We start from the raw sequence: 26,080 nt of genomic DNA, 5'->3' as shown, positions 1-26,080 counted from the left end.
CCTTAGATTCACATAGTCAACCAATGATCACGCGCCGCGCGCATACGGCGAAATCGGTTAAAAATGAATAGCTTTGCCATCGACCGCCAGCGCCGCTTCCGCCATGGCCTCTGACAGCGTCGGATGCGGATGAATCGCATGGGCCACTTCCCAAGGAGCCGCATCAAGCACGCGGGCGAGACCGGCTTCGGAAATCAAATCGGTCACGTGCGGCCCGACCATATGGACGCCAAGCAGATCGTCCGTGTTCCGGTCGGCGATGAGCTTCACAAACCCTTCCGCCTCACCGAACACAAGCGCCTTGCCAATGGCTTTAAACGGAAATTTGCCGACCTTGACATCATAGCCTTTCGCTTTCGCCTCTTGTTCGGTTAAGCCAACCGCCGCCGCTTCCGGACGGGTGTAAATGCAGCGGGGCACCATCGTATAGTCAATCGGCGCTGGGTTGTGCCCGGCCAAATGCTCAATGGCGACAATCCCTTCATGGGCGGCGACATGGGCAAGCTGCAGGCCGCCGATGACATCGCCGATCGCGTAAATGTGCGATTCTTTCGTTTGGCCGAACTCGTTCGTTTGAATATACCCCTTCTCCACGACAATCTCGGTGTTTTCCAGGCCGATCCCCTCAATGTTCGCCTGACGCCCGACGGAAACAAGCATCTTGTCGGCCGCAAACGTTTTCCGCTCGCCTTGATGCTCCGCTTGAATGACAACACCGTTTCCTTTTTCGAGCGTTTCCGGCAGCACCCGCGCTCCCGTGACGATGTTGACACCGCGGCGGCGAAGCAGTTTTTCCATTTCTTTTGACACGTCTTCATCTTCTGTCGGCAAAATGCGATCGGCATATTCGAGCACCGTCACGTCAACGCCGAAATCATTGAGCATGGACGCCCATTCCATGCCGATCACACCGCCGCCGACGATCAAGATGGACGAGGGGAGCGTCTCCATTTGCAGCGCCTCATCGGACGTCATCACGAATTCGCCGTCCGGCTCGAGCCCCGGCAGCGTGCGCGGGCGCGAACCGGTGGCGATGACGACGAATTTCGGGACGAGCATTTCGTTTTCGCTGCCGTCGTTCATTTCGACCGACACCGTCCCCGGCAGCGGGGAAAAGATCGACGGGCCGAGCAGGCGGCCGGTGCCGGCGTACACATCGATTTTCCCTTTTTTCATCAAATGCTGCACGCCTTTATGGAGCTGCTCAACAATCGCCGCTTTGCGCGCCTGCACTTTGGCAAAATCAAGGCGCACGCCGTCGGCGATGACGCCAAACGCCTCGCCATTTTTCGTTTGTGCGTACACTTCGGCACTGCGAAGCAGCGCTTTGGACGGAATGCAGCCAGCGTGCAGGCACGTGCCGCCGAGCTTCCCTTTTTCCACAACGGCCGTTTTCAACCCGAGCTGCGAGGCGCGAATGGCGGCCACATAGCCACCCGTTCCTCCGCCGAGAATGACGACATCGTATTCTTTTGCCATCTTGCCTTCTCCTTTCTGTCCGTTGCCGCATCAGCGCCGGGCTGGAACCGGCGAAACGGCCTCGCCTGGATACACTTTTTCCTCTTCTTCGCCGCGCAGGACGCGAAGCGCGCCTTCAGCGAGCGCCTGCAGTTCGTTTTCGCCCGGATGGACGATGACATCGGCGATCCATTGCACGCGGCGAGTGATCTGTTCGACAAACGATTTGCCATACGCCAGTCCGCCGGTCAAAATGATGGCGTCAACTTTGCCGGAAAGCACGGCGCTTGCCGCACCGATTTCTTTCGCCACTTGGTACGCCATCGCCTCATACACGAGCTTGGCCTTTTCATCGCCGGCTTCGATCATTTTCTCGACTTTCACCGCATCATTCGTGCCAAGATAACCGACAAGGCCGCCGCCGCCGACGAGCATGTTCATGATCTCTTCGCGGTAATATTCACCAGAGAAGCATAAAGCAACCAAATCGCCCGCTGGCACCGTCCCGGCGCGCTCCGGGCTGAACGGGCCTTCGCCATCAAGCCCGTTGTTGACATCGACGACCCTTCCTTGCTTGTGGGCGCCGACCGTAATGCCGCCGCCCATATGGGCGACGATCAAGTTCAGTTCGTCATACCGTTTGCCGAGCTGCCTGGAGACGCGGCGCGCGACCGCTTTTTGGTTTAAGGCGTGGAAAATGCTGCGCCGCTCAATGAGCGGAAATCCGCTGATCCGGGCGATTGGATCAAGTTCATCGACAACGACCGGATCGACGATAAACGATGGGATGTTTAAGGCCGAGGCGATCTCATGCGCCAAAATACCGCCGAGGTTGGACGCGTGCTGGCCGGAATATCCGCGCCGCAAATCTTCAAGCATCGCCTCATTGACGCGATACGTGCCGCCTTCGATTGGACGGAGAAGCCCCCCGCGGCCGCAGACGGCGCTCAACTTCGATAAATTGATCCCTTCTTCATCCAGTGCTTGCAAAATCGTTTGCTTGCGAAACTCATACTGGTCCACGATCGTTTTATATTGCCGAAGCACGTCCGCCTCATGGCGGATCGTTTTTTCGAGCAATGGCCGTTCGTTTTCAAAGACGCCGATCTTCGTTGAAGTCGAGCCTGGATTGATCGTTAAAATGCGAAACTTCTGCTCTTCCATCGTTGCTGTCCCTCCATCATCCGCCGGCGGGGCGGAAGGCCGCCCCTCGCCGCTATTAGCGGGCGCGGCGGCGGCTTAAAATATGATGGCCGTTTTGCAAAAATTGGCTGCGCGCTTTGCGCATCGTTTCAATTCGTTCTTCGGCCATCCGGTCAGCGGCCACATACGTTGGAATGTTGTCACGCTTGGCGATGGCAAACACTTTTTCGATGTTGTCATAAATTTGCTCGATTTTTTTCATCGCCCGTTCACGGTTGTAGCCGTACAGCTCATCGGCGACGTTGATGACGCCGCCGGCGTTGATCACATAATCTGGTGCATAGACGATGCCCATTTCATGGATCATGTCGCCATGGCGCGGCTCTTTCAGCTGGTTGTTCGCCGAGCCGGCGATCACTTTCGCTTTCAGCTGCGGAATCGTTTGGTCGTTGATGATGCCGCCGAGCGCGCATGGAGCAAAAATGTCGCACTCCACGCCGTAAATGTCGTTCGGGTCGACCGCTTTCGCCCCAAATTCCTCGACCGCGCGCGCCACCGCTTCCTTGTTGATGTCGGTAACGATGAGTTTCGCTCCTTCTTCGTGCAAATGGCGGCATAAATGGTAGGCGACATTGCCGACTCCTTGGACGGCGACAACTTTTCCTTCAAGCGAATCACTTCCAAATGCTTCCTTCGCTGCCGCTTTCATCCCACGATATACGCCGTAAGCCGTGGCCGGCGACGGGTTGCCGGATGAGCCGAATTCCGGCGAAATGCCGGTGACATAGTCGGTTTCTTGATAGATGATATCCATATCGGCAACGGTCGTGCCGACGTCTTCCGCCGTAATGTAGCGGCCGTTCAGCCCTTGAATGAACCGGCCGAACGCGCGGAACATCGCCTCGTTTTTATCTTTGCGCGGATCGCCGATGATGACCGTCTTGCCCCCGCCTAAATTAAGGCCGGCGGCCGCGTTTTTGTATGTCATACCGCGGGCGAGGCGCAAGGCGTCTTCAAGCGCCTCTTCTTCCGAATTGTACATCCACATGCGCGTCCCGCCGAGCGCCGGGCCGAGCGTCGTGTCATGAATGACAATGATCGCCTTCAATCCGGATTCTTTGTCTTGGCAAAATAACACTTGCTCATAATCATATTTTTCCATATATTGAAACAGTTCCATCACTGATGGCCTCCTTCATCTATTTCATTTTGCTGCCGAACAAATAGCAAGCGCCAACGAATACAGTTTGCTTTCCGCCGAGTCGGCGCGCGACGTCAACACGATCGGCGCCTTCGCCCCAGCGATGACTGCGCCGACGCGTGCGTTCGCAAAATAGACGAGCGACTTATACAGCATGTTGCCGGATTCAATGTCCGGCACAAGCAAAATATCAGCCTGTCCAGCCACTTCGCTTTCAATCCGCTTATGCTTCGCCGCCGCCAGCGACACCGCGTTGTCCAACGCAAGCGGTCCGTCAAGGAGGCAATGTTCGATTTGCCCCCGCTTTTGCATCATTGCGAGCGCCGCTGCATCGACGGTCGCCGGCATGGCCGGATTGACCGTCTCCACCGCCGCCAGCGCCGCGACTTTCGGGCGCTCGATGCCGATGGAACGCGCGATGCTGACGGCGTTGTTGACAATTTGCACCTTTTGCTCCAAATCCGGAGCGATGTTCATCGCCGCGTCGGTGACGATGACAAACCGGTCAAACTCCGGCACCTCAAAAACAGCGACATGGGACAACACCTTTCCCGTGCGCAGCCCGTATTCTTTGTTCAAAACGGCTTTCAGCAGCATTGCTGTCGGCACATGCCCTTTCATCAACGCATCCGCCTCGTTCAAATGGACGGCGCGCACGGCAAGCTCTGCGGCTTGCCCGATCGAATTCGCATGAACGACATCGACGTCGGAAAAGCGGGCGCATCCTTTTTCCTTCAACAGCCGTCCGAGCCGCTCCCGATCGCCATAAAGCACAAAGCGTCCGAGACGGTGTTCGAGCGCCATCGCCACCGCTTCGATCACTTCTTCATCTTCCGCCGCCGCCACGGCCACCGTCCGGTCTTGGCATTGTCTTGCTTCTTCCACTAACGATTCAAGCTTCATCATCTGCACCAACCTTTTCTGCAAATCGTGCGGCACGGTCTTTTTATGCAAAAACCGTGCCAACTAAAAAATAGATGAAAGCGTTTTAAAACAAGTGATACAAACAAACCGATATGCGCAATTTCTTTCACAACGCGCAAATTATTGCATGATTTTTTTGTCAAGGTTGTATTTTTCCAGTTTGTAGTATAAATTGCGCACCGAAATGCCAAGCGCCCGAGCCGCCGCTGTTTTATTGCCGCGATGGCGGCGAAGCGCCTGCTCAATCAAGCTCGCTTCGTATCGGCTCACCATTTCCTCAAGCGGCCGAATCTCCTCTTCCGTTTCCACTCGATGAGCCGGCACTGACGAAGGCGAAGCGAGCGGCGGCAAATGCGTCGCATCGATCATCACCTCATGAAATTTCATAAAAATCATCGCCCGCCCGAGCACGTTTTCGAGCTCGCGGACATTTCCCGGCCAATCATAGGCAAGAAGCTTCGCCATCGCTTCATCCGTGACACCTTCGACGTTGCGCCCGTAATCTTGGTTCAGTTTCTGGATCAAATGCCGGCAAAGCGCTGGAATGTCTTCCTTGCGAGCGCGCAGCGGCGGAATATAAATCGGCATCCGATTGAGCCGATAGTATAAGTCTTCGCGAAATGCACCTTCGGCAATTGCTTTTTCAAGGTTGACGTTCGTGGCGGCGATGACGCGGACGTTGATCGGGATTGGCTTCGTCCCGCCGACGCGAACGATTTCCCGCTCCTGCAAAACGCGGAGCAGCTTCGCCTGCGTGCTGGCCGACAGCTCGCCGATTTCGTCAAGAAAAATGCTGCCGTTGTTTGCTTCTTCAAACAACCCTCTCTTGCCGCCGCGCCGCGCACCGGAAAACGCTCCTTCCTCATAGCCAAACAGTTCGCTTTCTAATAATGTTTCCGGAATGGCCGCGCAATTCACGCGGATAAACTTGTTATACTTTCGGTCGCTCGCGTTGTGAATGGCGTGGGCGAACAGCTCCTTGCCCGTCCCTGATTCCCCCCGCAGCAAAATCGTCGCCGGTGTTTTCGCCGCCAGCTTCGCCTGCTCGATCGCCACCTTCATCTCCTCTGACTCACCGACAATATCCGCAAACGAATATTTCGCCTCGAGCGTGCGGATGATTTGCCGCGCCCGATTGAGCTCAGCCGTCAGCCGCTGAATTTCTGACACATCATGAATGACGCCGACGCTCCCTTTCAATACGCCATCGACGATGATCGGCGCGACATTGACGATGACATCCCGGTTTTTCGGGCCGACTTTCATGCGCGCCCCGCGCACCGGGCGGCGCGTTTTCAATACTTGCATATGCATGCTTTCCCCTTCGGCGATGTCGGCCGTCGCCGGTTTGCCGATGACGTCTTCCTCTGTCAAACCGGTGAGCCGTGTATACGCCGGGTTGATCAAAATGCCGTTCCCATTTTCATCGACGACGGAAATCGCCTCTTCCGACGAATAGATGATCGCTTCGAGCATCATGCGGACTTCTTTTAAGTCGGTGATTTCTTCCGCCAAAGCGACAAGCTCGGTAATGTCTTTAAACACAGCGAGCGCCCCAAACAGTTTGCCATTGTCATCGATGATCGGGATGCGGGTGGTGATCAATTTTTTTCCATTGGCCAGTTCCACTTCCTGATGAAATTCGGTCTGCCTCGTTTTCAGCACGCGTGGCAAGCCGCTTGACGGCAAAACATCCAAAATATGTTTGCCAATCACTTCGTCTTTGTCCACTCCAAGGAGCTCCGCCGCGCTTTGATTCATATCGGTAATGTAAGCATATTCATCTACAACAATCATGCCATCATGGGACGAATGAAAGATGAGCGCGCGCCGAGCTGCTTCACTTTTCAGCTCAGCGATGAGCGCTTCTTTTTCTGCAACGAGCTCGGCCATCATCCGCGCGACCGCGCTCGGAACAATATTCGCCCCCTCGGGTGCCCGTCGGCGGATTTCTTCCAAAACATCCGCCCTGCCCGTCGTTTCAATGATCAAATCAAGCGGTTTGGCCATCCATGGACGCCAGTCGCTGGCGGCGGCAATACCCCATCGGCGCGCCAGCTGCAACCCCGGAGCGTGTTCATCTACATCCACGACTGCCACGACTTCAAACCCTGATGCCCCATGGAGCAGCTTCAACAATGATGTCCCACGCGAGTCAGCGCCAATAAGCATCACTTTTTTCATGTCCGTCCACCACACTTTATAGTATGCCAATTTTTGCAGACACTTTTATCATACTTGATTTGCTCTTTCCTTGACAAACGCCCAATAACCGCTATGATAGTCGATAAGGCCACTCTTTTCGGAAAGGAACGCGATCGCGATGGGGCGAATGATTGCACTGTTGATTTTAGTCATCCCGGGGCTTTCGGCGGCGCTTGGCATCAAGTGGATGCGCGATGCGTTGTTCGGCATCAGCGGGCCGCTGTTTTCTGCCTTATGGCTGCAATTTCTCGCCGGGCTCGCGCTGTTTGCCGCCGGGCTGGCGTTTCTCGGCGGTTTTTTGCTGCACCGCGACCGGAAGCGCAACAAAGTGCAGGCGCGTTTTCAACGAAAACGAAAAACACCTTGATTCGGAATGTTGATGCCTGTTGTATTGGGAAACATTTATATCAAGGCAAACAAAAAACGCCTTAACGTCTCTCATTAAGGCGTTTTCTCTTTCCATTGTTTCGCTTGGCGCGGGTAGTCGGTGAAGACGGCGTCAACGCCATAAGCAAACATCGTTTTCATCACATTTCGCTTATTTACCGTAAACGGGCGGACCGCCACCCCGCGCCGCCTCGCCTCAGCCGCGAACTTCGCCGTCACCGTCCGATAGTGCGGATGCACCCCGTCAGCGCTCATCGCCCGCACATACGTCCATGGGTCGTTCAGCGGCTCTGTGTACAAGAGCGCCGTCTCGATTTCCGGTGCAAGCGTTCGGCAAAGGCGCATACTATGATGATTGAACGATGACAAAATCGTCCGCTTCTCAAGCCCATAGCGGCGCACGAGGGAGATCGTTTTTTGCTCAAGCGTTTCGTAGGCAATGAGGCTATTTTTCAGCTCGATGTTGACCGCCATCCGTGTTGATGACAGCCAAGCAAGCACTTCCTCAAGATGCGGAATCGGACAATGGCCGTGCTTGCCGTCCCACATGGCCGCCGCGTTCAATCGGCGCAGTTCGCGGTACATGATGTCTTTCACCCAGCCGCTGCCGTCCGTCGTCCGGTCGACCGTTTCGTCATGAATGACGACCACTTCGCCGTCTTTTGTGAGCTGCACATCCAATTCAATGCCGTCCGCTCCCGCTTTTTCCGCCTCGATAAACGCCGCCATCGTATTTTCCGGGTGCGTCCCCGCCGCCCCGCGGTGGGCAAAAATCAATGTCATTCTGCCTTCTTCCTTTCGCCTTTATTCGCCGTTCAGCCAACGAGCTGGCCGAAACCGGCGGTCGTTCGTTATACTAAAAGTAATACTATGAACAAACGAGGTGAGATGATGCAGCCGTTGAAAATTTCGCTGGAAACAGCGCAAAAGCTGGCCAAAGCGCTCGGCGTGCCGATCGAGCAGATCATGCATATGCCGCCGCACATTTTGGTGAACAAGCTGCTGGAATTGGAGAAAAAAGAAAAAGAAAACGACCCGTCTTAACCGTCTGGCCCTTGGCGGTAAAGCCGCCTCTGTACACCACACCGGCGCAAGCCGCGTTCCCCCTTTTTTCGTTCCAGCAAGCCGCCAAACGGCAAAAAAGACGCCCCCGATTGCGGAGCGTCTTGCCGCTTTGGCTATCATTCGTTTTCCGTTACGATGCCTTATGCTCAAGCCGGAGCTTATCGGCCACCATGGCGATGAATTCCGAGTTTGTCGGCTTTGCCTTCGAGACGCTCACCGTATAGCCGAACAGCGAGGAAATCGATTCGAGGTTGCCGCGGCTCCAAGCGACTTCGATCGCATGGCGAATGGCGCGCTCGACGCGGCTGGCGGTCGTGTTGTATTTTTTCGCGATGTCCGGATAGAGCACTTTCGTGATGGAGCCGAGCAGTTCGATGTCGTGGTACACCATCGCGATCGCTTCGCGCAAGTACAGATAGCCTTTAATATGCGCCGGGACGCCGATTTCATGGATGATGCTCGTAATGCTCGCATCTAAATTTTTCGGTTTGTTGTCGCGCGCCTGGTAGGCAGAGCCGGTTTTTCTGACCATCGGCGCCGTTTTGCCATGAATCTGCCGAATGTGATGGACCAAATTCTCCATGTCGAACGGTTTTAAAATGAAGTAGGAAGCGCCGAGTTCTACTGCCTTTTTCGTGACATCCTCCTGGCCGAACGCCGTCAGCATAATGACGCTCGGCTGATGCTCACAACCTGCGCGGACTTTCTCAAGCACAGCCAACCCATCCAAGTGCGGCATAATGATGTCCAGAAGCAAAATATCCGGCCGCTTTTTCTCGAGCATATGAAGGCAGTCTTGGCCGTTATACGCCGTGCCAATCACTTCCATGTCCGGCTGACTCGAGATATATTCGTCAAGCAATGTCACCAATTCGCGGTTATCATCGGCAATGCACACCTTAATGCTCAAAACGATCGTCCTCCCCCACTTTTTCTTGCTATGTAACATTCCATTAACGTACATTCGACAACAGCGGCAAAAAATCCTTTTATTTTTCAAAAAATAAAAATTATAACAAAAAACGAGCTCATTAGACAATATTCGTTTTCACCAGCGATGCGTTTGTCGAAAAATCTTTACAAATTTCATTTTAACGGATGTTTCACCAAATATCTATGCCAAACCGGCAAAATTTTTGCCGCCTTTTTTGAAAAATTTTTAGTGGCAGCCTAATCAATATGGCGAGATCAATCAAGCCGCTCACAGCATTTCGAAACATTGGCCTTGGGATGATCAGGAAGAGATGAATGGTGACCAAATCATCACTCGTCATTTCACCAAATATACGCAAGAATCGAATGTTGGCTGCCGGGAAAAAGCGAGCCGACTTTGTCAGCTCGCTTTCTTTTGTTTGCCGTATAGATCGATGCCTGCCTCTTGCAGCATCCACTCAATGTGGACGCCATAGCCGGATGTCGGATCGTTCACGAAAACGTGCGTCACTGCGCCGACGAGTTTTCCATCCTGAATGATCGGACTGCCGCTCATCCCTTGGACGATGCCCCCTGTTTTCTTTAACAAGCGCGGGTCCGTGACGCGAATCACGAGGCCTTTGGTCGCCGGAAATTTCTGCGGAATGGTGCTGACAATTTCCACGTCAAACTGCTCGACTTTGTCGTTTTCCACCACTGTCAATATTTTTGCCGGTCCTTCTTTCACTTGGTTCGCCAAGGCAACCGGGATCGGTTTTGTGAACGGACCATTCGGCAGTGGTTTGATCAGCTTGCCGAAAATGCCAAACGGGCTGTTGGTGGTGATCGTGCCGATCACTTCTTCGCCGTCGGAAAAGCGGGCTAATTTTTCACCTGGATTGCCGCTCGTCCCTTTTTCGATCGATGTGACGGTCGAGCGCATAATTTGCCCGTTTTGCACGACAATCGGCTTTTTCGTATCCATGTCAGAGATGACATGGCCAAGTGCGCCATATATTTTTGATTTGGGGTCGTAAAATGTCATCGTCCCGATGCCGGCGGCCGAATCGCGAATGTACAGGCCGATGCGGTACACATCGTCATGCTTGTCTCTCAGCGGAACGAGCTTCACCGTCATGGAGTGCTGATCGCGCAGAATTTTTAGATGAAGCGGTTTTCCCGTTTTGCCGGCCTCCTCGATGAAAGGGGAGAGGTCGCTCATGTTTTCGATTTTTTGGCCGTTAATGCCGATAATGATGTCGCCAACTTGAATGCCGGCTGCCTCTCCCGGCGATTTTTTCCCGTTTTCGGTTTCGACAAGGTGGTAACCGACGACAAGAACGCCGACGGTATTGAGCTTGACGCCGATCGATTGTCCGCCGGGAATGACTTTGAGCGTCGGCAGCACGTTGACATCCACTTGCTTGATCGGCATTCCGGCAACCTGCAACACCATCGTTTCATGTCCGCGGCGTTTCGCCTTTACAGACAGAGAACCGTTTTTTCGCTCAATATTGAGCGTTTTGGGAGCGTTTCGGTCATTGACGGCCGCTTGCACGGGAAGAGAAGCGGCAGGAAATTCAACCGCATCGCCTTCAAACAGGACAAGCTGCTTCGGAATTTGCCAATATTCCTTCATCGGTTTGGAAAAGGCGATGGCCGTCAATATACCAAGGAGAAGCACTCCTGCGATTTTTCGCGCCGTTTCTTTATTCAATGTCGTCCACTCTCCTCGCTCCCGCCTACACCATGCAAAAACGGTTACAGTTTTAATTTTGCCTGAACCGGGGAAAATATAATCGCCCTGTCGATAAAAAAGCTGCCCGGAATTGGATGGACTTGCATCCGGACAGCCGCGCGGCTTTTTGCTTATCTTTATGAAACACCGTAGTTCTCTTAAGGAAAGCGGGCGCCAAGGCAGAACAGGCAGGCGGAATCGGCCCGCTTTGAGAGGGATGCGCCTCCCCTCGACGAACAGGGGAAACAGGAATCAATGTTTCATTTTCGCCGCCAGTTCCAACAGCTCTTTGGCATGCCGTTTCGTCAATTCCGTCATCTCGACGCCGGAAATCATCCGCCCGATTTCTTTCACTTTCTCCTCCTCATTGAGCTTCCTCACGACTGTTTTCGTCCGTTCCCCATCCGTCTCTTTGGCGATCAACAAGTGCGTGTCCGCCATCGCAGCGACTTGCGGCAGATGGGAAATGCAAAGCACTTGCGACTGGCTGGCGATGCGGTAAATTTTTTCCGCCATCGCCTGGGCGACGCGTCCGCTGACACCGGTGTCGACCTCATCAAAAACAATCGACGTCACTCCTTGATGTTTGGAAAAAATCGTTTTCAACGCCAGCATAATGCGCGACAGCTCGCCGCCGGAAGCGACTTTGACGAGCGGTTTTAACGGCTCGCCGACGTTCGTCGAAATGTAAAACTCGACGACATCGATGCCGTCTTCTTGGAACCTAACCGGCACGCCGTCGACCAAGGGGGCGTCAAGCGATCCTTCACGCTTGGCAAATACGATGTCAAATTTCGTTTTGTCCATGTACAAGTCTTTCAGTTCTTGATGAATGCGCTCAATCAGGCGCTGGGCATATGTTTGCCGAACAGCGGTGACGTTTTTCGCCTCCGTAAGCAACTCGTCCGTCACCAGAGCGAGCTGCTGCTTAAGCTCATGCACATGCGTTTCGCGATTTTCGATTGTCTCGATTTCCTCGGCGATCGTCTCGGCGTAGTGCAAAATATCGGCGATCGTCGCCCCGTATTTTCGTTTGAGCTGCCCGATTTCCGCGAGACGGCTTTCAATGGCATCGAGCCGCTCTGGGTCGTACTCCATCTCCTCAATTTGATCGCGCAGCTTGTACATGACTTCCTCGAGCAAATAGTAGCAGTTCGACGTCGTTTCATGCGCATCTTTGAGCGTTGCATCCATGCCTGCGACGTCATCGAGATGGCGCATCGCCTCCCCGATGGAATCAAGCCCGCGTCCCTCTCCGGAGAGGGCCTCATAGCTTTTCTGCAGCGCGGTATAAATTTTTTGAAAATTGACGATGCGAACTTTTTCCTCCATCAGCCGCTCGTCCTCGCCCGGCTCGAGCGCCGCCTGCTCGATTTCGCGCAGCTGAAACGTCAGCAAATCAAGCCGGTGCGCCATTTGCTGTTCATTTTCGCTCAGCTTTTTCAATTTGTTTCCGAGCTCCTCATACCGCTCGTAGACGGCGCGGTAGCGAGCAAGCGCCTCTGCCGCCTCTAGGCCGCCAAACTCGTCTAAAAGCGGCAGATGGCGGGACGTATCCATCAGTTCTTGATGTTCATGCTGGCCGTGAATATCAACAAGCGTCGCCCCGATGTCGCGCAGCACCGCCGTCGTGACGAGCTTGCCGTTAATGCGGCAGACGCTTTTGCCGTTGGCGAAAATATCGCGGCGCAACACGATCATGCCGTCGCTGGCGTCGATGCCAACGTCTGCGCATTTTTGCCAGCACGGATGGCGGTCATCATCAAGCAAAAACAGCCCTTCGATTTCCGCCTTTTCCGCTCCAAAGCGGACAAATTCAGCGGAGCCGCGTCCGCCGATCAACAAATGAATCGCGTCGATGATGATCGATTTGCCGGCTCCCGTTTCGCCGGTTAACACCGTCAGCCCTTTGTCGAACGACAACGAGAGCGACTCGATAATGGCGAAATTTTTAATCGACAGCTCGGCGAGCATTTCATCACTCCTTGCCTGTCCGATTAATTCCACTTTTGATTATAGCACGTATGTTCGGATTTGCAAACGAGGACCGCCCTGTCGTTCCGTCCTTGAACGCAGAACGGGAGCTGGGCCGGTCCTCGCCTAGAGCATGGACAACAGCTGGTCGGACACTTTTTCGGCATCTTTTGGCGTCCGGCAAATGATCAGGCACGTATCGTCGCCGCAAATCGTACCGACGATTTCGTTCCAATCCAAATTGTCGAGCAAGACGCCGACGGCATGGGCGTTGCCCGGCAACGTCCGCAACACAAGCAAGTTGCCCGTTCCGTCAAGCTTCACAAACACATCAACAAGCGCCCGCTTCAGCTTTTGCATCGGATTGAAGCGCTGGTCGGACGGAAGGCTGTACTTGTAGCGGCCATTGGCCATGGGCACTTTGACGAGCTGCATTTCTTTAATGTCGCGCGAGACGGTCGCCTGGGTGACGTTAAAGCCAGCTTCTCTCAGCCGGTCGACAAGCTCGTCTTGCGTTTCAATGTCATGGTTCATAATGATTTCGCGAATTTTAATATGCCTTTGCCCTTTGTTCACACTGCGCCACCTCTTTGCTTGCAAAATGCCACGCTGTTGTTTCCCGCCTCTATTCGCCATTCCCCTCTGTCCTGTCGCCACGTAGATGGGCGTGCGCCTCACGTACGATATGTGCGATCGGCATCGACAGACGGTTTTCCCCTTTGCGATTTTCTCCCGAATAAACGGCGTGAAGCAAAAACTCAATGTTGCCATCGCCGCCTGTAATGGGCGAATAGGATAAGTGCAAAACATCGAATCCTTCCGCACAGGCGAATTGAATGATCGATTCGAGCACTTCCTCGTGAATGTTCGGGTCGCGAACAATCCCCTTTTTGCCGACCTTTTCCCTGCCGGCTTCAAACTGCGGCTTGACGAGCGCAATCACATCGCCGCCCGGCACCATGACCGTCTTGACGACCGGCAAAATGAGACGCAGCGAAATAAACGAGACATCGATGACAGCTACTTCCGGCAGCCCTTTCGTAAACTGATCCGGCGTCACGTAGCGGAAGTTCGTCCGCTCCATCACAACGACGCGCTCGTCTTGACGCAGCTTCCAAGCAAGCTGGTTGTAGCCGACATCGACGGCATACGTCAGCTTCGCCCCATGCTGCAAGGCGCAGTCGGTGAAACCGCCGGTCGACGCGCCGATGTCAAGAACAATTTTATTTTCCACGCGAATATGAAACTCGCGCAACGCTTTTTCCAGTTTCAACCCACCGCGGCTGACGTACGGAAGCGGGTTGCCTTTCACCTCAAGCGGAATGTCAACCGGCACTTTTTCTCCGGGCTTATCGAGTCGAATGTCGTTTGAATAGACAAGCCCGGCCATGATCGCTCGCTTCGCCTTTTCCCGCGTTTCCGCCAGCCCTCGTTCAACAAGCAGCACATCGAGCCGTTCTTTTTTTCCTTTCATGTCTCAAGCCCTTTTCTGTTTTCTTGGCATCATCGTTTTGATGCGGTCGATGATATGGGTCGACGTCAGCCCGATTTCATTGAGCAGCTCGCTGACGCTTCCATGTTCGATAAAGCGGTCCGGGATGCCCATCCGTTCGATGACCGCTCCGTGATAACCATGATCATGAGCAAACTCCAACACAGCACTGCCAAAGCCGCCTTGCAGCACCGCCTCTTCGACCGTTAAGATCGGCAGGCGGCTCTCAAGCAGTTCGTGAAGCATCGCCACGTCCATCGGCTTCAAAAAGCGAGCGTTGACGACTTTCACCGATATGCCGTCTTTCGCCAGCTCGTCGGCCGCCTTAAGCGCCATCGAAATCGTCGTGCCAAACGTCAAAATCGCCGCATCGCAGCCGTCGCGCAACACTTCCCACGTGCCGATTGGGATTTCTTTCAGCTCCTCATCAAGCGGTACGCCAAGCCCGTTGCCGCGCGGGAAACGCATGGCGATTGGCCCGTCGTCGTAGCGGATGGCGGTGTACACCATGTGCTGTCCTTCGTTTTCGTCTTTTGGCATCATCAACACCAAGTTCGGCACATGGCGCAAAAAGGCGATGTCAAACACCCCTTGGTGCGTTTCGCCGTCCGCCCCGACCAACCCAGCACGGTCAATGGCGAAAAAGACATTTAAGTTTTGCCGGCATACATCATGGACGACTTGGTCATAGGCGCGCTGCAAAAATGTCGAATAAATGGCCAAAAACGGTTTCATCCCTTGCGTCGCCAATCCAGCTGCAAGCGTTGTCGCATGCTGCTCGGCGATGCCAACATCAAACATCCGATCGGGGAACTCGCTTGCGAACCCTTCCAGCTTCGAGCCGACCGGCATCGCCGGCGTAATCGCGACGATGCGCGGGTCGGTGCGGGCGAGCCGGCGCACGGTTTCGCTGACAAGCGCGCTCCATGACGGACCGGCCTCTTTCGTTTTGACAAAAGCGCCGGTTTCGATTTTGTACGGCCCTGTGCCGTGCCATGTGCCGACTTTGTCGTTTTCCGCCGGACTGTACCCTTTTCCCTTCTTCGTGATGACATGGACAAGCACGGGGCCTTTCATCTTCTTCGCATAGCGCAAGTTCTCAAGCAAATCCTCAAAATCGTGGCCGTCGACCGGGCCTAAATACGTAAACCCGAGCTCTTCGAAAAACACGCCGGAGACAAGCAAATATTTCAAGCTGTCTTTCAGCCGCTCGGCCGTCGCCGCCAGCTTGCCGCCGACCGCTGGGATGCGCTTGAGCAGCAGCTCCAGTTCATCTTTCACCCACTGGTATTTGCCGGCGGTGCGCAACCGACCGAGGATGTTGTGCAACGCGCCGACGTTCGGGGCGATCGACATTTCATTGTCGTTTAAGATGACAATCATATCCGTTTTCTCATGCCCGATATGGTTGAGCGCCTCAAGCGCCATGCCGCCGGTGAGCGCCCCGTCGCCGATGATCGGCACGATGTATTCATCCGTCCCTTTCAAATCACGGGCGATCGCCATTCCCATCGCCGCCGACAGCGACGTCGAGCTATGGCCCGTTTCCCACACGTCATGCTCGCTTTCGCTCCGTTTCGGGAACCCGGACAGCCCTTTGTATTGGCGGAGCGTGTCGAACGCGGCGGCGCGTCCGGTCAAAATTTTATGCACATATGACTGGTGTCCGACATCCCAAATGAGTTTGTCTTTTGGGCTGTCGAATTCGCGGTGGAGGGCGATCGTCAGCTCGACGACCCCTAAGTTCGGGCCGATATGTCCGCCTGTTTTCGACAACTTCTCAATTAAAAACCGCCGAATCTCGGCGCTTAACCGTTTCAGCTCAGGAATGGACATGTTTTTGACAACGCGCGGATGGTCAATTTTTGTCAAGTCCAACAAAGATCACTCGCTTTCATTCTGTCGTTCTCCGAGCCGTTTCTCCTCGTACAGGTAGTATTATTATACATGATCCGGCGCGAAAAATCGACTTTTCCCGCCAACGCAGCCCGTCACCACTAGGACGCGTTTTGTGGTGTATCTATAGAACTTGCGGCGGCCGCCCGGCGGAAAACAACCAAAAAAACAAGGCCGCCTCCGCCCCGAAGGAAAGCGAACAACGGGAACAAGAGGCCGCCGCCCCGCATCAGTGGTCGCGGACCGCGACAAGCTCGCAAATGTAGGCCAGCACCGCGTCATCGATTTTGGCTTGCTGCAAATGGCGCTTCGCGGCGTCAATGTGAAACGCCAGTTTCTCTTTAGCACCGCCTAGCGAAAGAAGCACCGGATATGTCGCCTTCTTGTTGTCGCGGTCGCTGCCGACTCGCTTGCCGATTTTTTCTTCCATTCCTTCAATGTCCAAAATATCGTCGCGAATTTGAAAGGCGAGGCCTAAATGTGCGGCGAACTCGTTGAGTTCGCGCGTCTGCCGACCATCGGCGCCGCCAAGCAGGGCGCCGGCGTGCACGCTGTATTGCAGCATTTTCCCCGTCTTATGGCGGTGGATGTATTCCAGTTCCGCAAGCGCCAGCGTTTTTCCTTCCGCCTCCATATCAGCCGCCTGTCCAGCGACCATGCCTTCCGGGCCGGCCGCCTTCGCGAGCTGCTCGATGAGCTGCAGACGGACGGGAGGCGGCACGCGATCATCATCGATTTCGGCCATCAATTGAAAGGCATACGTCAACAAAGCGTCCCCGGCCAAAATGGCCATCGCCTCGCCGAACACTTTATGGTTCGTCGGTTTGCCGCGCCGCAAATCATCGTTGTCCATGCTTGGCAAATCATCATGAATGAGCGAGTACGTATGGATCATTTCAATGGCGCAAGCGACTGGCAGACCGATCGCCGGGTCTTTGCCAAGCGCTTGGATGGTCGCCAGCAACAAAAGCGGGCGGATTCGTTTGCCGCCGGCCTCAAGCGAGTAGGCCATCGCCTTTTTCAGCGTCTCCGGCCCACGAAGCCGCGCCATATAGGAGGAAAGCGCCGCCTCGACGGCCCGTTTTTGTTCGTTGAGAAACTGTTCAACCGAAAGCTGCGCCACCCGTCACTCCTCCTCCGGCGAAAAAGGGACAAGCTCGCCGTCTTCGCGCAGCATGTACTCCAACTGTTTCTCCACATGCTGCAATTTATCATGGCAAAGCTTGGACAGTTTCATGCCTTCTTGAAAAAAGGCGATCGCCTCCTCAAGCGGCACGTTCCCTTCCTCGAGCTTTTCGACGATTTCCTCCAGTTTTTTCATCGCTTCTTCAAACGTCATCTCTTTTTCTTCGCTCATACGTGTTTTTCCTCCACTCCCGTCACTTGACAATCGACTCGTCCGTCTTGAACTTGAATGGAAAGATGCTCGCCGATTCGAAGCTGGTTCGTTCGTTTCACGAGCTCGCCCTGCTCATTGTACACCAAGCTGTAGCCGCGCTCCATGATGCGAAGCGGACTGAGCGCCTCAAGCCGGGCGAGGTTGGAGCGAAAGCGGAACCGATGGCGCTCCACCGCGGTGCGCATCGCTTTTTCCAGCGCATTGGCGGCCGCCTTTTGCCGTTCTTTCATCCGCTCAAGCTCTGCAGCCGGATGGTGCCGCCATAGTCTCATGTCAAGCTCATGCAGCCGCTGACGATGTTTGTCGACGAGCCGTTCGCGTTGGCGGCTAAGCCGCTCAAGCAACGCATCAAGCTGCTGTTCTTTTTGTTCATAGAGCCGCTTGGGATAGCGGAATGCGTAGGATCCTTGCAGCCGGCGAAGCTGCTCTTTATCAGCGGCAAGCCGCTCTTTCATGGCGCGGATGAGCCGCCATTTCCGCTCGGCGAGCCGCTCAGCGAGCTCCCCAACATGCGGCGCCGCCATCTCAGCTGCTGCCGTCGGCGTCGGCGCCCGCAAATCGGCGACAAAGTCGGCGATCGTAAAATCTGTTTCATGGCCGACAGCGGAAATAATCGGTATTTTTGAGGCGAAGATGGCGCGAGCGACGATTTCTTCATTGAACGCCCACAATTCTTCGATCGAGCCGCCGCCGCGGCCGACAATCAGCACATCAACCCCGCCGAACGCATTCGCCCGCTCGATGGCGCGCACGATGGAGGGCGCCGCCCCGTCCCCTTGAACGAGCGCTGGAAACAAAATGACTTTAGCGAGGGGATAGCGGCGGCGAATCGTCGTCATAATATCGCGCACCGCCGCTCCAGTCTGCGATGTAACGACGCCGATGCAGCGAGGGAAAGCTGGAAGCGGCTTTTTATGGACCGGCGAAAACAACCCTTCCGCCTCGAGCCGCTGCTTCAGCTGTTCGTAGGCTAAATAGAGGCTTCCGACACCTTCCGGCTGCATTTCTTTGACATAAAGCTGATAGTTGCCGTTCGGTTCATAGACGGAAATTTCCCCGCGCGCGAGCACGTTCATCCCATCTTCAGGACGGAACGGCAAATGCTGGTTGTAGCCGGCGAACATGACGGCGGCAATGCGTCCTTGGCTGTCTTTCAACGTAAAATACATATGGCCGCGCGAATGCTGCTTAAAATTCGAAATCTCGCCCTTCACCCATAGATCGCGCAAATGCGGGTCGACATCGAACTTGCGTTTGATGTACTTCGTCAACGCCCCGACCGTCACATATCTGACTTCCACTGATCCTGCCCTCACTTTGCGGCCAGCTGCCGCGCCGCTTCAATCGTGTTGTGCAAGAGCATCGTAATCGTCATCGGCCCGACTCCACCCGGCACCGGCGTAATATAGCCAGCCACTTCTTTCACAGCGTCAAAATCGACATCGCCGCACAATTTGCCGTTCTCAAGCCGGTTGACGCCGACGTCGATGACGACCGCCCCGGGCTTGACGTGTTCCGGGCCGATGAGGCGCGCCTTGCCGACAGCGACGATCAAAATGTCCGCCTGCCGAGTGATGGCGGCCAAATCCGGCGTTTTCGAGTGAGTGTAGGTGACGGTGGCATGTTCGCGCAAAAACAGCTGGCCAACCGGTTTGCCGACGATGTTGCTTCGGCCGACGACGACGACGTGCTTGCCGGCGATGTCAATGCCGGCCGATTGCACCATCACTAAAATGCCATGCGGAGTGCACGGGAGAAACGCCCGTTGGCCGATCATCATTTTTCCGACATTGATCGGGTGAAACCCATCGACATCTTTTTCCGGTGCGATCGTTTCAATGACCGACCATTCGCAAATGTGATCTGGCAGCGGCAGCTGCACTAAAATGCCGTGCACCGCCGGATCGACGTTTAACTCGCGGATTTTCGCAAGCAGCGTCTCTTCGTCGATCGCCGCCGGAAACGTGTAAAGGAACGAGCGAATGCCGACCTCGGCGCACGCTTTTTGTTTTCCTTTTACATACGAATGCGACGCCGGATCGTCGCCGACTAGAATGACGGCCAGCCCCGGCTCAACGCCGTCCGCTTTCAACTGTGCGGCTTCATCCGCCAATGCAGTGCGAATCGTCCTCGCCATCTCCGTTCCGCTAATGATTTGTGCTGTCATCGTGTTTCGTTCCCCTCTCCTCGTTCATCGTTCGATATCAGCCCGCGATGCAGCCGGTTTTATTTTTGCAGCGCCGCCTTCACTTTCGAAAGCACGCCGTTGACAAAACTTCCGGATTTCCAATCGCCGAATTTTTTCGCCAGCTCGACCGCCTCATCGAGGCTGACGCTTACCGGCACATCATCGGCGTATTTCATCTCGTACGTCGCCATGCGCAAAATGGCGCGGTCAACGTTGGCGACGCGTTCAAGCGTCCATTTTTCCAAATTGGCGCGCAACAGCTCGTCAATCTCCTCCTGGTGCTCGACGACGCCAAAGACGAGCTGGCGCAAAAACGGGTCGATGTCACCGCCGCCCGTGACATTGTGGAGCGCCTCATCTGGTGGAATGCGTCCGACATCGATTTGAAACAGCGCCTGCAACGCCTTTTCCCGTGCTTCATGCCGCTTCATGGCGGTCCCCCTTTCCAAAAAAACGAACATTCACAATGAAATCATATCATATTTTTCGGAAAAAGCCAGCCTTTTCCCACAAATCATTCGCGCTGCCGTTTGTTGCGCCATAACGGCCTCGTTCATTACAATAACAAACTTTGGCCAAAAAAACAAAAAGGCAGCCGCCGAAAAAGCAACTGCCTTGCGAGATCACTGTTCGATGACGCCTTGTTCCTGCTTGCCGCCCTCAAACTGGATGCCGACGATATGAACGTTCACTTCGCTCACCTCGAGGCCGGTCATGTTCCAAAGCGCCTGGCGCACATTTTCCTGCACCTTTTTCGCCACGTTCGGAATCGATGCGCCAAACTGGACGAGGCAATAAAGATCGATGACGACGCCGTCGTCGCGCAAATCAACCTTGACGCCTTTGCCATGGTGTTTCTTTCCAAACCGCTCGGCGACGCCGGCGGCAAAATTGCCGCGCATTTGCGCGATGCCGTCGACTTCTGACGCCGCGATGCCAGCGATCACCTCAATCACTTCCGGTGCAATTTCCACCTTGCCGAGCGCCGGGTACACTTGCTCTGTTTCAAAGACATGCTCAGACATAAGGCACCTCCTATTCCGCCTTCATAATATCATATAACTCCAAAAACTTCGTATTAAACTCACCGCTTTGAAATTTCTCATGCTCCATTAATTTTATGTGGAACGGAATCGTTGTATGAATGCCTTCGATGATAAACTCCGAAAGCGCCCGTCTCATGCGGGCGATCGCTTCCGCACGCGTCGGCGCATGAACGATCAATTTGGCGATCATCGAATCATAATACGGCGGGATCGTATAGCCTGGATAGACGGCGGAATCGACGCGCACGCCCGGGCCGCCCGGCGGCAGGTACATGGCGATTTTCCCCGGCGACGGCATAAAGTTTTTCGCTGGATTTTCGGCGTTGATCCGGCACTCGATCGCCCAGCCGTTAAACGTGACGTCCTCTTGGGTGATCGACAGCTTTTCACCGGCGGCGATGCGGATTTGCTCCTTGACCAAATCGATGCCGGTGATCAGTTCCGTGACCGGATGCTCGACTTGAATGCGCGTATTCATCTCCATGAAGTAAAATTGTTTGTTCCGGTGGTCATAAATAAATTCAACCGTACCGGCGCCGGTGTAGTTGACCGCTTTCGCCGCCTTGACCGCCGCCTCGCCCATCTTCCGGCGCATCTCGTCGTCAAGCGCCGGCGACGGCGCTTCCTCGACCAGTTTTTGCAGCCGGCGCTGGATCGAGCAGTCGCGCTCACCGAGATGAATCGTATTGCCGTACGAATCAGCGAGCACTTGAATTTCGACATGGCGGAAATCTTCGATATATTTTTCAATATAGACGCCTGGGTTGCCAAACGCCGTCGCCGCTTCCTGCTGGGTGATGTTGATGCTTTTGACGAGCTCGCCTTCGTCGCGGGCGACGCGGATTCCTTTCCCGCCGCCGCCGGCCGTCGCTTTAATGATGACCGGATAGCCGATCTCTTCGGCAATCGCCCGCGCCTCATCAAGGCTTTCGATAACCCCACGCGACCCAGGCACGATCGGCACCCCCGCCTCGCGCATCGTCTCGCGAGCGATGTCTTTCATGCCCATTTTTGCAATCGCTTCCGGACTTGGGCCGATAAATGTCACGTTGCATTCACGGCACAGCTCGGCGAACGCTTCATTTTCCGCCAAAAACCCGTAACCGGGGTGGATGGCGTCACAGCCAGTCAGCGTGGCGACGCTCATAATGTTTGTGAAATTTAAATAGCTGTCTTTCGAAGCGGTCGGCCCGATGCAGTACGCCTCATCAGCCAGCTGCACGTGCAAGGCGTCGCGGTCGGCTTGCGAAAAGACAGCGACCGTCTCAATCCCAAGCTCGCGGCAGGCGCGGATGATGCGGACGGCGATTTCCCCGCGGTTCGCCACCAACACTTTTTTGATCATCGTCCGTTCTCTCCCTTATTCAGGCTTGACTAAAAACAACGGCTGGCCATATTCGACGAGCTGGCCGTTTTGCACCAACACCTCGACAATTTCGCCATCGACTTCCGCTTCAATTTCATTAAACAGCTTCATCGCCTCGATGATGCAAACGACCGTATCTTTTTTCACTTTGTCGCCCGGCTTCACATACGGCGGCTTGTCCGGCGCCGGCGCTGCGTAGAACGTGCCGACCATCGGCGAAGTAATTTGATGCAAGTTGCCTTCCACAGCCGGCTTTGCTTCTTTGACCACCGGCGTTTCCGCTTTCGGTGCCGGCGCTTCCGAGGCCGCTGCTTGAACGGGAGGAGCTGCCGGAGCCGGTTCGACCGCTGCCGGAGCGGCAGGCGCCGGCGGCGCGACCGCCGTCTGTGCGGCCGCAGCCGACGCAACGGCAACAGCCGCCGTTCCTTTTTTCATATGTACTTTTGTTTCGCCTTGTTCGTATACGAATTCGTCAATCGAGGACTGGTCGACCAAGCGGATCAATTCACGGATTTCTTGAATTTTCATCGATCTCACACCTTTCTCCAAGTATCGTGCAGCCCGTTCCTTTCTGGCGGTGCCTAAACGTGTCCATAACGATTATACACACAACAGTAGGACAAACAAAAGACTTTTCCGCAAAAAAAGAAGCTGCCCTAAAGAGCAGCGCGTTCATCCAGCCGGCTGAAACTCAACCGTCACGTATTCAGCATCGGGTATTTCTTTTTTCACCATATGAATGACTTCATTCGCCGATTTAGCTGAGCTTTGTTTCGCTTTGATCGTCACGCGCACTTGGTTGTCATCGGCGCGCACGAGCACGTCTTCATAACCGCCTTTCGATTTGATGAGCGTCTCCAACGTGGCTTCTTTTTCGGACAATGCTTGCAATTTTTCAATTTTGTCGAGCGCTTCATTTTTTTCTTCCACCGTCGCGTTCGCTGAAGCGACAATGGCGTTCAGCTCATCGCGCAGCCGGCTCCGTTCATCCTCAATTTTCATGCGCAGCGCTGTAAACAAGTCGTCGCCCGTTTCGCCAGACGCGGACGGCTTTTTCGCCTCTTCGACAGCGACGCTCGGCTGATCGGTTGTTTTTTCCGTTTTCTTATTGGCGGTAAATGCCGGACTGTCGTTCATATTTTTTGGCGCTGTCACGTAATAGACCGACAGCACAACGACCAAGCTCAACATCGTCAACAGCCATACGGTTTGTTTTTTCAACATGCCGATCTCCTCCCCTTACCCGGTCATTTTTTCGGCAAGACAGCGACGCGGTAGCTCGGAACGTTTAACACGCGCGTCACCGCCTCGACGATCCATTTTTTGATTTGCAAATTATCCGCCCCTTTGGCGACAACGAGGACGCCGCGGATGTCCGGCTTTTTCGTGGCGACGACAAGCGGCGTTTCTTCTTCGCCGTTATGAATAATGATGACTTCTTCATTGGTCGACTCGTTTTCGATCGTCCGCTTCCCGCCTTCCTTGTCGCTCTCTTCCGTTGTCTGCTGCTGGGTCGAACGCTTTTTCTCATACAGTTTCAACTCCGTGGAATCGAGATTGACGACGACCGTGACATCATCCACCCCTTCGATCGCCTCAAGAGCGGCTTTCAATTCTTTTTCGTACCGCTCCTCATAGGCGGCGATCACTTTCTCTTTCGTCTCCTTGCTTGCCAGGAATGCCGGCTCGGCTGGAGCGGACGGCTGCCCGGCGGAAGGCTTCGCTTCGGCTTCCTCTCCACTGTTTGCCCAATGGCTTGCCGCCATCAAGGCGACACCAGCCAACAGCAGGACGACGACGTACGAAAACGGCCATTTTTTCTGTGCTCCTTCCCCGTCTTTCGGCGCTGAAGAAAAGAGCCGTTTGATGAGCGGCAACATCCCCCCTCTATTCCCTCCCCCTAAATTGCACGTCAATTTTATCTTCATCGATTTCCCATCGGCCGGCGAGAAAAGCGCGCACCTCCTCTGCCAGCGAAGCATCGCCCTCCGGCAAAGCCGGCGGCTTCGTCGTATCGATGACAACCGGTTCCACCGAACCGGCTGACTTCTGTTTCGAAAGGACGACCTCAATCGTCTTGATGTCATCCGGCATGCGCCAGTCGTCGCCTGGTTTGGCGTAAACGTTGACATCCGCTTTCAGCCCATACTTTTCCATCAACTCCTCATTGACATCGTTTTCGAGCTGGACAGCCATTTGTTTTAAAATATATGCGCGTTGCGAGGCTTGTATTTCTTTTTTCTGCTGTTCGATTTGATTTTTTATTGCCTCTTCCCCCGCACGGCCGTTGGAAAAATGGACGAGCGCCGACGCGATGAGCTGCTCGGGATCAACGGAAGCGAGCCGGAGCATCGGAGCGAGCATCACGAGAACGAGCATAAGCCCGACAGCCATTTTAACGTATTTTTGCATCGTCCCCGACGGCAGCAAAAAATCGATGATGACAGCAAACAACAAAAACAAAATGATGTTTGTCACCCACTCAATGACTAGCTGCATAGCGCTCCCCCTAGCGGACCATCATCGTAATGTTCCCGGCCATCACCATGACGGTGAGGCTTAAGAAAAACATGAGCGACACAATGAGCAGCGCCGCCAGCACGTAGGCGATGCTTTTGCCGATGATGTTGAGGCAGGACAATACCGGTCCGCCGCCAAGCGGCTGCAGAAGAGCAGCCGATAGTTTGTAGACGATGACGACGGCGAAAATTTTCACCGCTGGAAAGATGGCGATCATGAGCAAAATCGCCGCCCCGACCAACCCGACCGTATTTTTCAACAGCATGGAAGCGGCGACGACCGTATCGGCGGCATCGGTGAACAGCTTGCCGACGACCGGGATGAAATTGCCGGTGACAAATTTCGCCGCCCGGAGCGCCACGCCGTCAGCCACGGCCGCTGTCGCTCCTCGCACGGACATGACACCAAGGAACACGGTCAAAATGAGGCCGAGCAAACCGAGGGCGGCTTTGTTGAGCAAATCGGCGAGCTGAGTCGCCTTGTAACGGTCGCTGAGCGTGCTGACGACAGAAAGCAGCGCAGCCAGAAGCAAAAGCGGCAAGGTGACGTATTCAACGACCGTGCCGGTGGTGTTCATCACAAACAAAATGATCGGGTGGAAAAACGCCGCCGACGCGACCCCGCCGGAAGTGGCAAGCAGGGCGAGCAGCAGCGGAACGAGGGCGATGATGAAATGGCTCATCGTCCGCACCGCCTCAAGCGCATAATCCGCCGCGAGGCGAAAGCTGTTTAAGGCGATCAACAAGAGCACCATATAGACGACCGCCTGGGCGATTTTGCTTACTTCCTGCTGAGCGAATGCATTTTGCAGCGATTGCAGCACCGTGCTGAAGACAGCAAGCAAAATGAGCGTGCCGAGCAGTTTGCCGTTCACCTGCAGTTCATAAAACAAATAGCGGGCGAGCGCCTTCAGCCATTCGGACGGCGACCATTGCTTGTCGCCGCTTAAAAAATCGGTGAGCGACCCTTTCTCGCTTTCCGGCAAAAACCCTCCATACTCGCTGACGATCGTTTCCCAATAGCGGCGGATATCGCTCACATCGAGCTGAGCGAGCTGCTCGCTGACCGACGGTCCATCGCTTGCGGCTTGTACGACCAACGGGCAAAAAAAGAGAGAAAGCAGCCCGACAATAAGGAACGCTGTTCGCTTCAATCCGTTCCCCCCT

The 26,080-nt window shown here is 54.8% G+C and carries 26 protein-coding genes; 2 read left to right on the top strand and 24 right to left on the bottom strand.

What is annotated here, in order from left to right:
- Positions 1-57: 57 nt before the first annotated feature.
- The 5 genes from lpdA to GC56T3_RS05920 all read right to left on the bottom strand — a co-directional run bounded on the left by lpdA (position 58) and on the right by GC56T3_RS05920 (position 6,910).
- Positions 58-1,479, bottom strand: coding sequence for a dihydrolipoyl dehydrogenase (gene lpdA, locus GC56T3_RS05940; RefSeq protein ID WP_013144781.1), 1,422 nt, complete (start codon positions 1,477-1,479; stop codon positions 58-60).
- A gap of 30 nt (positions 1,480-1,509) precedes the next feature.
- A complete protein-coding gene (gene buk / locus GC56T3_RS05935) occupies positions 1,510-2,622 on the bottom strand; it encodes a butyrate kinase (RefSeq protein ID WP_013144780.1) in 1,113 nt (370 codons plus the stop codon).
- A gap of 55 nt (positions 2,623-2,677) precedes the next feature.
- A complete protein-coding gene (locus tag GC56T3_RS05930) occupies positions 2,678-3,781 on the bottom strand; it encodes a leucine dehydrogenase (RefSeq protein WP_011231863.1) in 1,104 nt (367 codons plus the stop codon).
- Positions 3,782-3,805: 24 nt separating this feature from the next.
- A complete protein-coding gene (gene yqiS / locus GC56T3_RS05925; protein ID WP_012820594.1) occupies positions 3,806-4,708 on the bottom strand; it encodes a phosphate butyryltransferase in 903 nt (300 codons plus the stop codon).
- A 138-nt stretch (positions 4,709-4,846) separates the two neighbouring features.
- Positions 4,847-6,910 carry a sigma-54-dependent Fis family transcriptional regulator gene (locus tag GC56T3_RS05920; RefSeq protein ID WP_012820593.1) on the bottom strand — a complete coding sequence of 688 codons (2,064 nt, stop codon included), beginning with the start codon at positions 6,908-6,910 and terminating at the stop codon, positions 4,847-4,849.
- A 139-nt stretch (positions 6,911-7,049) separates the two neighbouring features.
- Between GC56T3_RS05920 and GC56T3_RS05915 the strand changes: the two genes are divergently transcribed.
- The gene (locus tag GC56T3_RS05915) at positions 7,050-7,298 is read left to right on the top strand and encodes a DUF2627 domain-containing protein (RefSeq protein ID WP_013144779.1); all 249 of its coding nucleotides are present in this window, start codon (positions 7,050-7,052) and stop codon (positions 7,296-7,298) included.
- A gap of 74 nt (positions 7,299-7,372) precedes the next feature.
- Here the strand turns inward: GC56T3_RS05915 and GC56T3_RS05910 are convergent, their stop codons facing one another.
- Positions 7,373-8,101 (bottom strand): glycerophosphodiester phosphodiesterase, encoded by a 729-nt coding sequence (locus GC56T3_RS05910; protein ID WP_013144778.1) that lies wholly within the window; start codon positions 8,099-8,101, stop codon positions 7,373-7,375.
- A 108-nt stretch (positions 8,102-8,209) separates the two neighbouring features.
- Here GC56T3_RS05910 and GC56T3_RS18415 point away from each other — a divergent pair, with 108 nt between their 5' ends.
- Positions 8,210-8,362 carry a YycC family protein gene (locus GC56T3_RS18415; RefSeq protein ID WP_011231868.1) on the top strand — a complete coding sequence of 51 codons (153 nt, stop codon included), beginning with the start codon at positions 8,210-8,212 and terminating at the stop codon, positions 8,360-8,362.
- Between the two features lie 151 nt (positions 8,363-8,513).
- Here the strand turns inward: GC56T3_RS18415 and spo0A are convergent, their stop codons facing one another.
- The 18 genes from spo0A to spoIIIAE all read right to left on the bottom strand — a co-directional run bounded on the left by spo0A (position 8,514) and on the right by spoIIIAE (position 26,067).
- Entirely contained in the window at positions 8,514-9,332 is an 819-nt protein-coding gene (gene spo0A / locus GC56T3_RS05905) for a sporulation transcription factor Spo0A (protein WP_193568255.1), read from the bottom strand.
- Positions 9,333-9,716: 384 nt separating this feature from the next.
- Positions 9,717-11,012, bottom strand: a complete 1,296-nt coding sequence (spoIVB, locus tag GC56T3_RS05900) for a SpoIVB peptidase (RefSeq protein WP_013144776.1) — start codon at positions 11,010-11,012, stop codon at positions 9,717-9,719.
- Positions 11,013-11,285: 273 nt separating this feature from the next.
- Positions 11,286-13,007, bottom strand: a complete 1,722-nt coding sequence (recN, locus tag GC56T3_RS05895) for a DNA repair protein RecN (RefSeq protein WP_013144775.1) — start codon at positions 13,005-13,007, stop codon at positions 11,286-11,288.
- Positions 13,008-13,133: 126 nt separating this feature from the next.
- Positions 13,134-13,583, bottom strand: a complete 450-nt coding sequence (gene ahrC / locus GC56T3_RS05890) for a transcriptional regulator AhrC/ArgR (protein ID WP_013144774.1) — start codon at positions 13,581-13,583, stop codon at positions 13,134-13,136.
- Between the two features lie 49 nt (positions 13,584-13,632).
- Positions 13,633-14,481 (bottom strand): TlyA family RNA methyltransferase, encoded by an 849-nt coding sequence (locus tag GC56T3_RS05885; protein ID WP_013144773.1) that lies wholly within the window; start codon positions 14,479-14,481, stop codon positions 13,633-13,635.
- Between the two features lie 3 nt (positions 14,482-14,484).
- Positions 14,485-16,377, bottom strand: coding sequence for a 1-deoxy-D-xylulose-5-phosphate synthase (dxs, locus tag GC56T3_RS05880; protein WP_013144772.1), 1,893 nt, complete (start codon positions 16,375-16,377; stop codon positions 14,485-14,487).
- Positions 16,378-16,624: 247 nt separating this feature from the next.
- Positions 16,625-17,518, bottom strand: coding sequence for a polyprenyl synthetase family protein (locus GC56T3_RS05875; RefSeq protein ID WP_012820586.1), 894 nt, complete (start codon positions 17,516-17,518; stop codon positions 16,625-16,627).
- Positions 17,519-17,521: 3 nt separating this feature from the next.
- Positions 17,522-17,752: an exodeoxyribonuclease VII small subunit gene (locus GC56T3_RS05870; protein WP_012820585.1), complete on the bottom strand. Its 231-nt coding sequence runs from the start codon at positions 17,750-17,752 to the stop codon at positions 17,522-17,524.
- The gene (gene xseA, locus GC56T3_RS05865) at positions 17,749-19,095 is read right to left on the bottom strand and encodes an exodeoxyribonuclease VII large subunit (RefSeq protein ID WP_013144771.1); all 1,347 of its coding nucleotides are present in this window, start codon (positions 19,093-19,095) and stop codon (positions 17,749-17,751) included. Before xseA ends, GC56T3_RS05870 begins: the two co-directional genes overlap by 4 nt.
- A gap of 11 nt (positions 19,096-19,106) precedes the next feature.
- The gene (gene folD / locus GC56T3_RS05860; RefSeq protein ID WP_013144770.1) at positions 19,107-19,961 is read right to left on the bottom strand and encodes a bifunctional methylenetetrahydrofolate dehydrogenase/methenyltetrahydrofolate cyclohydrolase FolD; all 855 of its coding nucleotides are present in this window, start codon (positions 19,959-19,961) and stop codon (positions 19,107-19,109) included.
- Positions 19,962-20,020: 59 nt separating this feature from the next.
- Positions 20,021-20,413: a transcription antitermination factor NusB gene (nusB, locus tag GC56T3_RS05855; RefSeq protein ID WP_011231879.1), complete on the bottom strand. Its 393-nt coding sequence runs from the start codon at positions 20,411-20,413 to the stop codon at positions 20,021-20,023.
- Positions 20,414-20,605: 192 nt separating this feature from the next.
- On the bottom strand, positions 20,606-21,007 hold the full coding sequence (locus GC56T3_RS05850) for an Asp23/Gls24 family envelope stress response protein (RefSeq protein ID WP_013144769.1): 402 nt from the start codon (positions 21,005-21,007) through the stop codon (positions 20,606-20,608).
- 10 nt (positions 21,008-21,017) lie between these two features.
- Complete coding sequence (accC, locus tag GC56T3_RS05845) at positions 21,018-22,373, bottom strand: acetyl-CoA carboxylase biotin carboxylase subunit (protein WP_013144768.1); 1,356 nt, start codon at positions 22,371-22,373, stop codon at positions 21,018-21,020.
- Positions 22,374-22,388: 15 nt separating this feature from the next.
- Entirely contained in the window at positions 22,389-22,922 is a 534-nt protein-coding gene (gene accB, locus GC56T3_RS05840; RefSeq protein WP_041468279.1) for an acetyl-CoA carboxylase biotin carboxyl carrier protein, read from the bottom strand.
- A 144-nt stretch (positions 22,923-23,066) separates the two neighbouring features.
- A complete protein-coding gene (locus GC56T3_RS05835; protein WP_013144766.1) occupies positions 23,067-23,618 on the bottom strand; it encodes a SpoIIIAH-like family protein in 552 nt (183 codons plus the stop codon).
- Positions 23,619-23,641: 23 nt separating this feature from the next.
- Positions 23,642-24,274, bottom strand: coding sequence for a stage III sporulation protein AG (gene spoIIIAG, locus GC56T3_RS05830; RefSeq protein WP_011231884.1), 633 nt, complete (start codon positions 24,272-24,274; stop codon positions 23,642-23,644).
- A gap of 7 nt (positions 24,275-24,281) precedes the next feature.
- Entirely contained in the window at positions 24,282-24,893 is a 612-nt protein-coding gene (gene spoIIIAF / locus GC56T3_RS05825; RefSeq protein ID WP_013144765.1) for a stage III sporulation protein AF, read from the bottom strand.
- A gap of 10 nt (positions 24,894-24,903) precedes the next feature.
- Positions 24,904-26,067, bottom strand: coding sequence for a stage III sporulation protein AE (spoIIIAE, locus tag GC56T3_RS05820; RefSeq protein WP_013144764.1), 1,164 nt, complete (start codon positions 26,065-26,067; stop codon positions 24,904-24,906).
- Positions 26,068-26,080 lie beyond the last annotated feature (13 nt).

The sequence above is a fragment of the Geobacillus sp. C56-T3 genome (genome assembly GCF_000092445.1).
Classification (GTDB): domain Bacteria; phylum Bacillota; class Bacilli; order Bacillales; family Anoxybacillaceae; genus Geobacillus; species Geobacillus thermoleovorans.
Note: the sequence above shows the minus strand (reverse complement) of the source record. Positions and strands in the feature narration are given on the sequence as shown.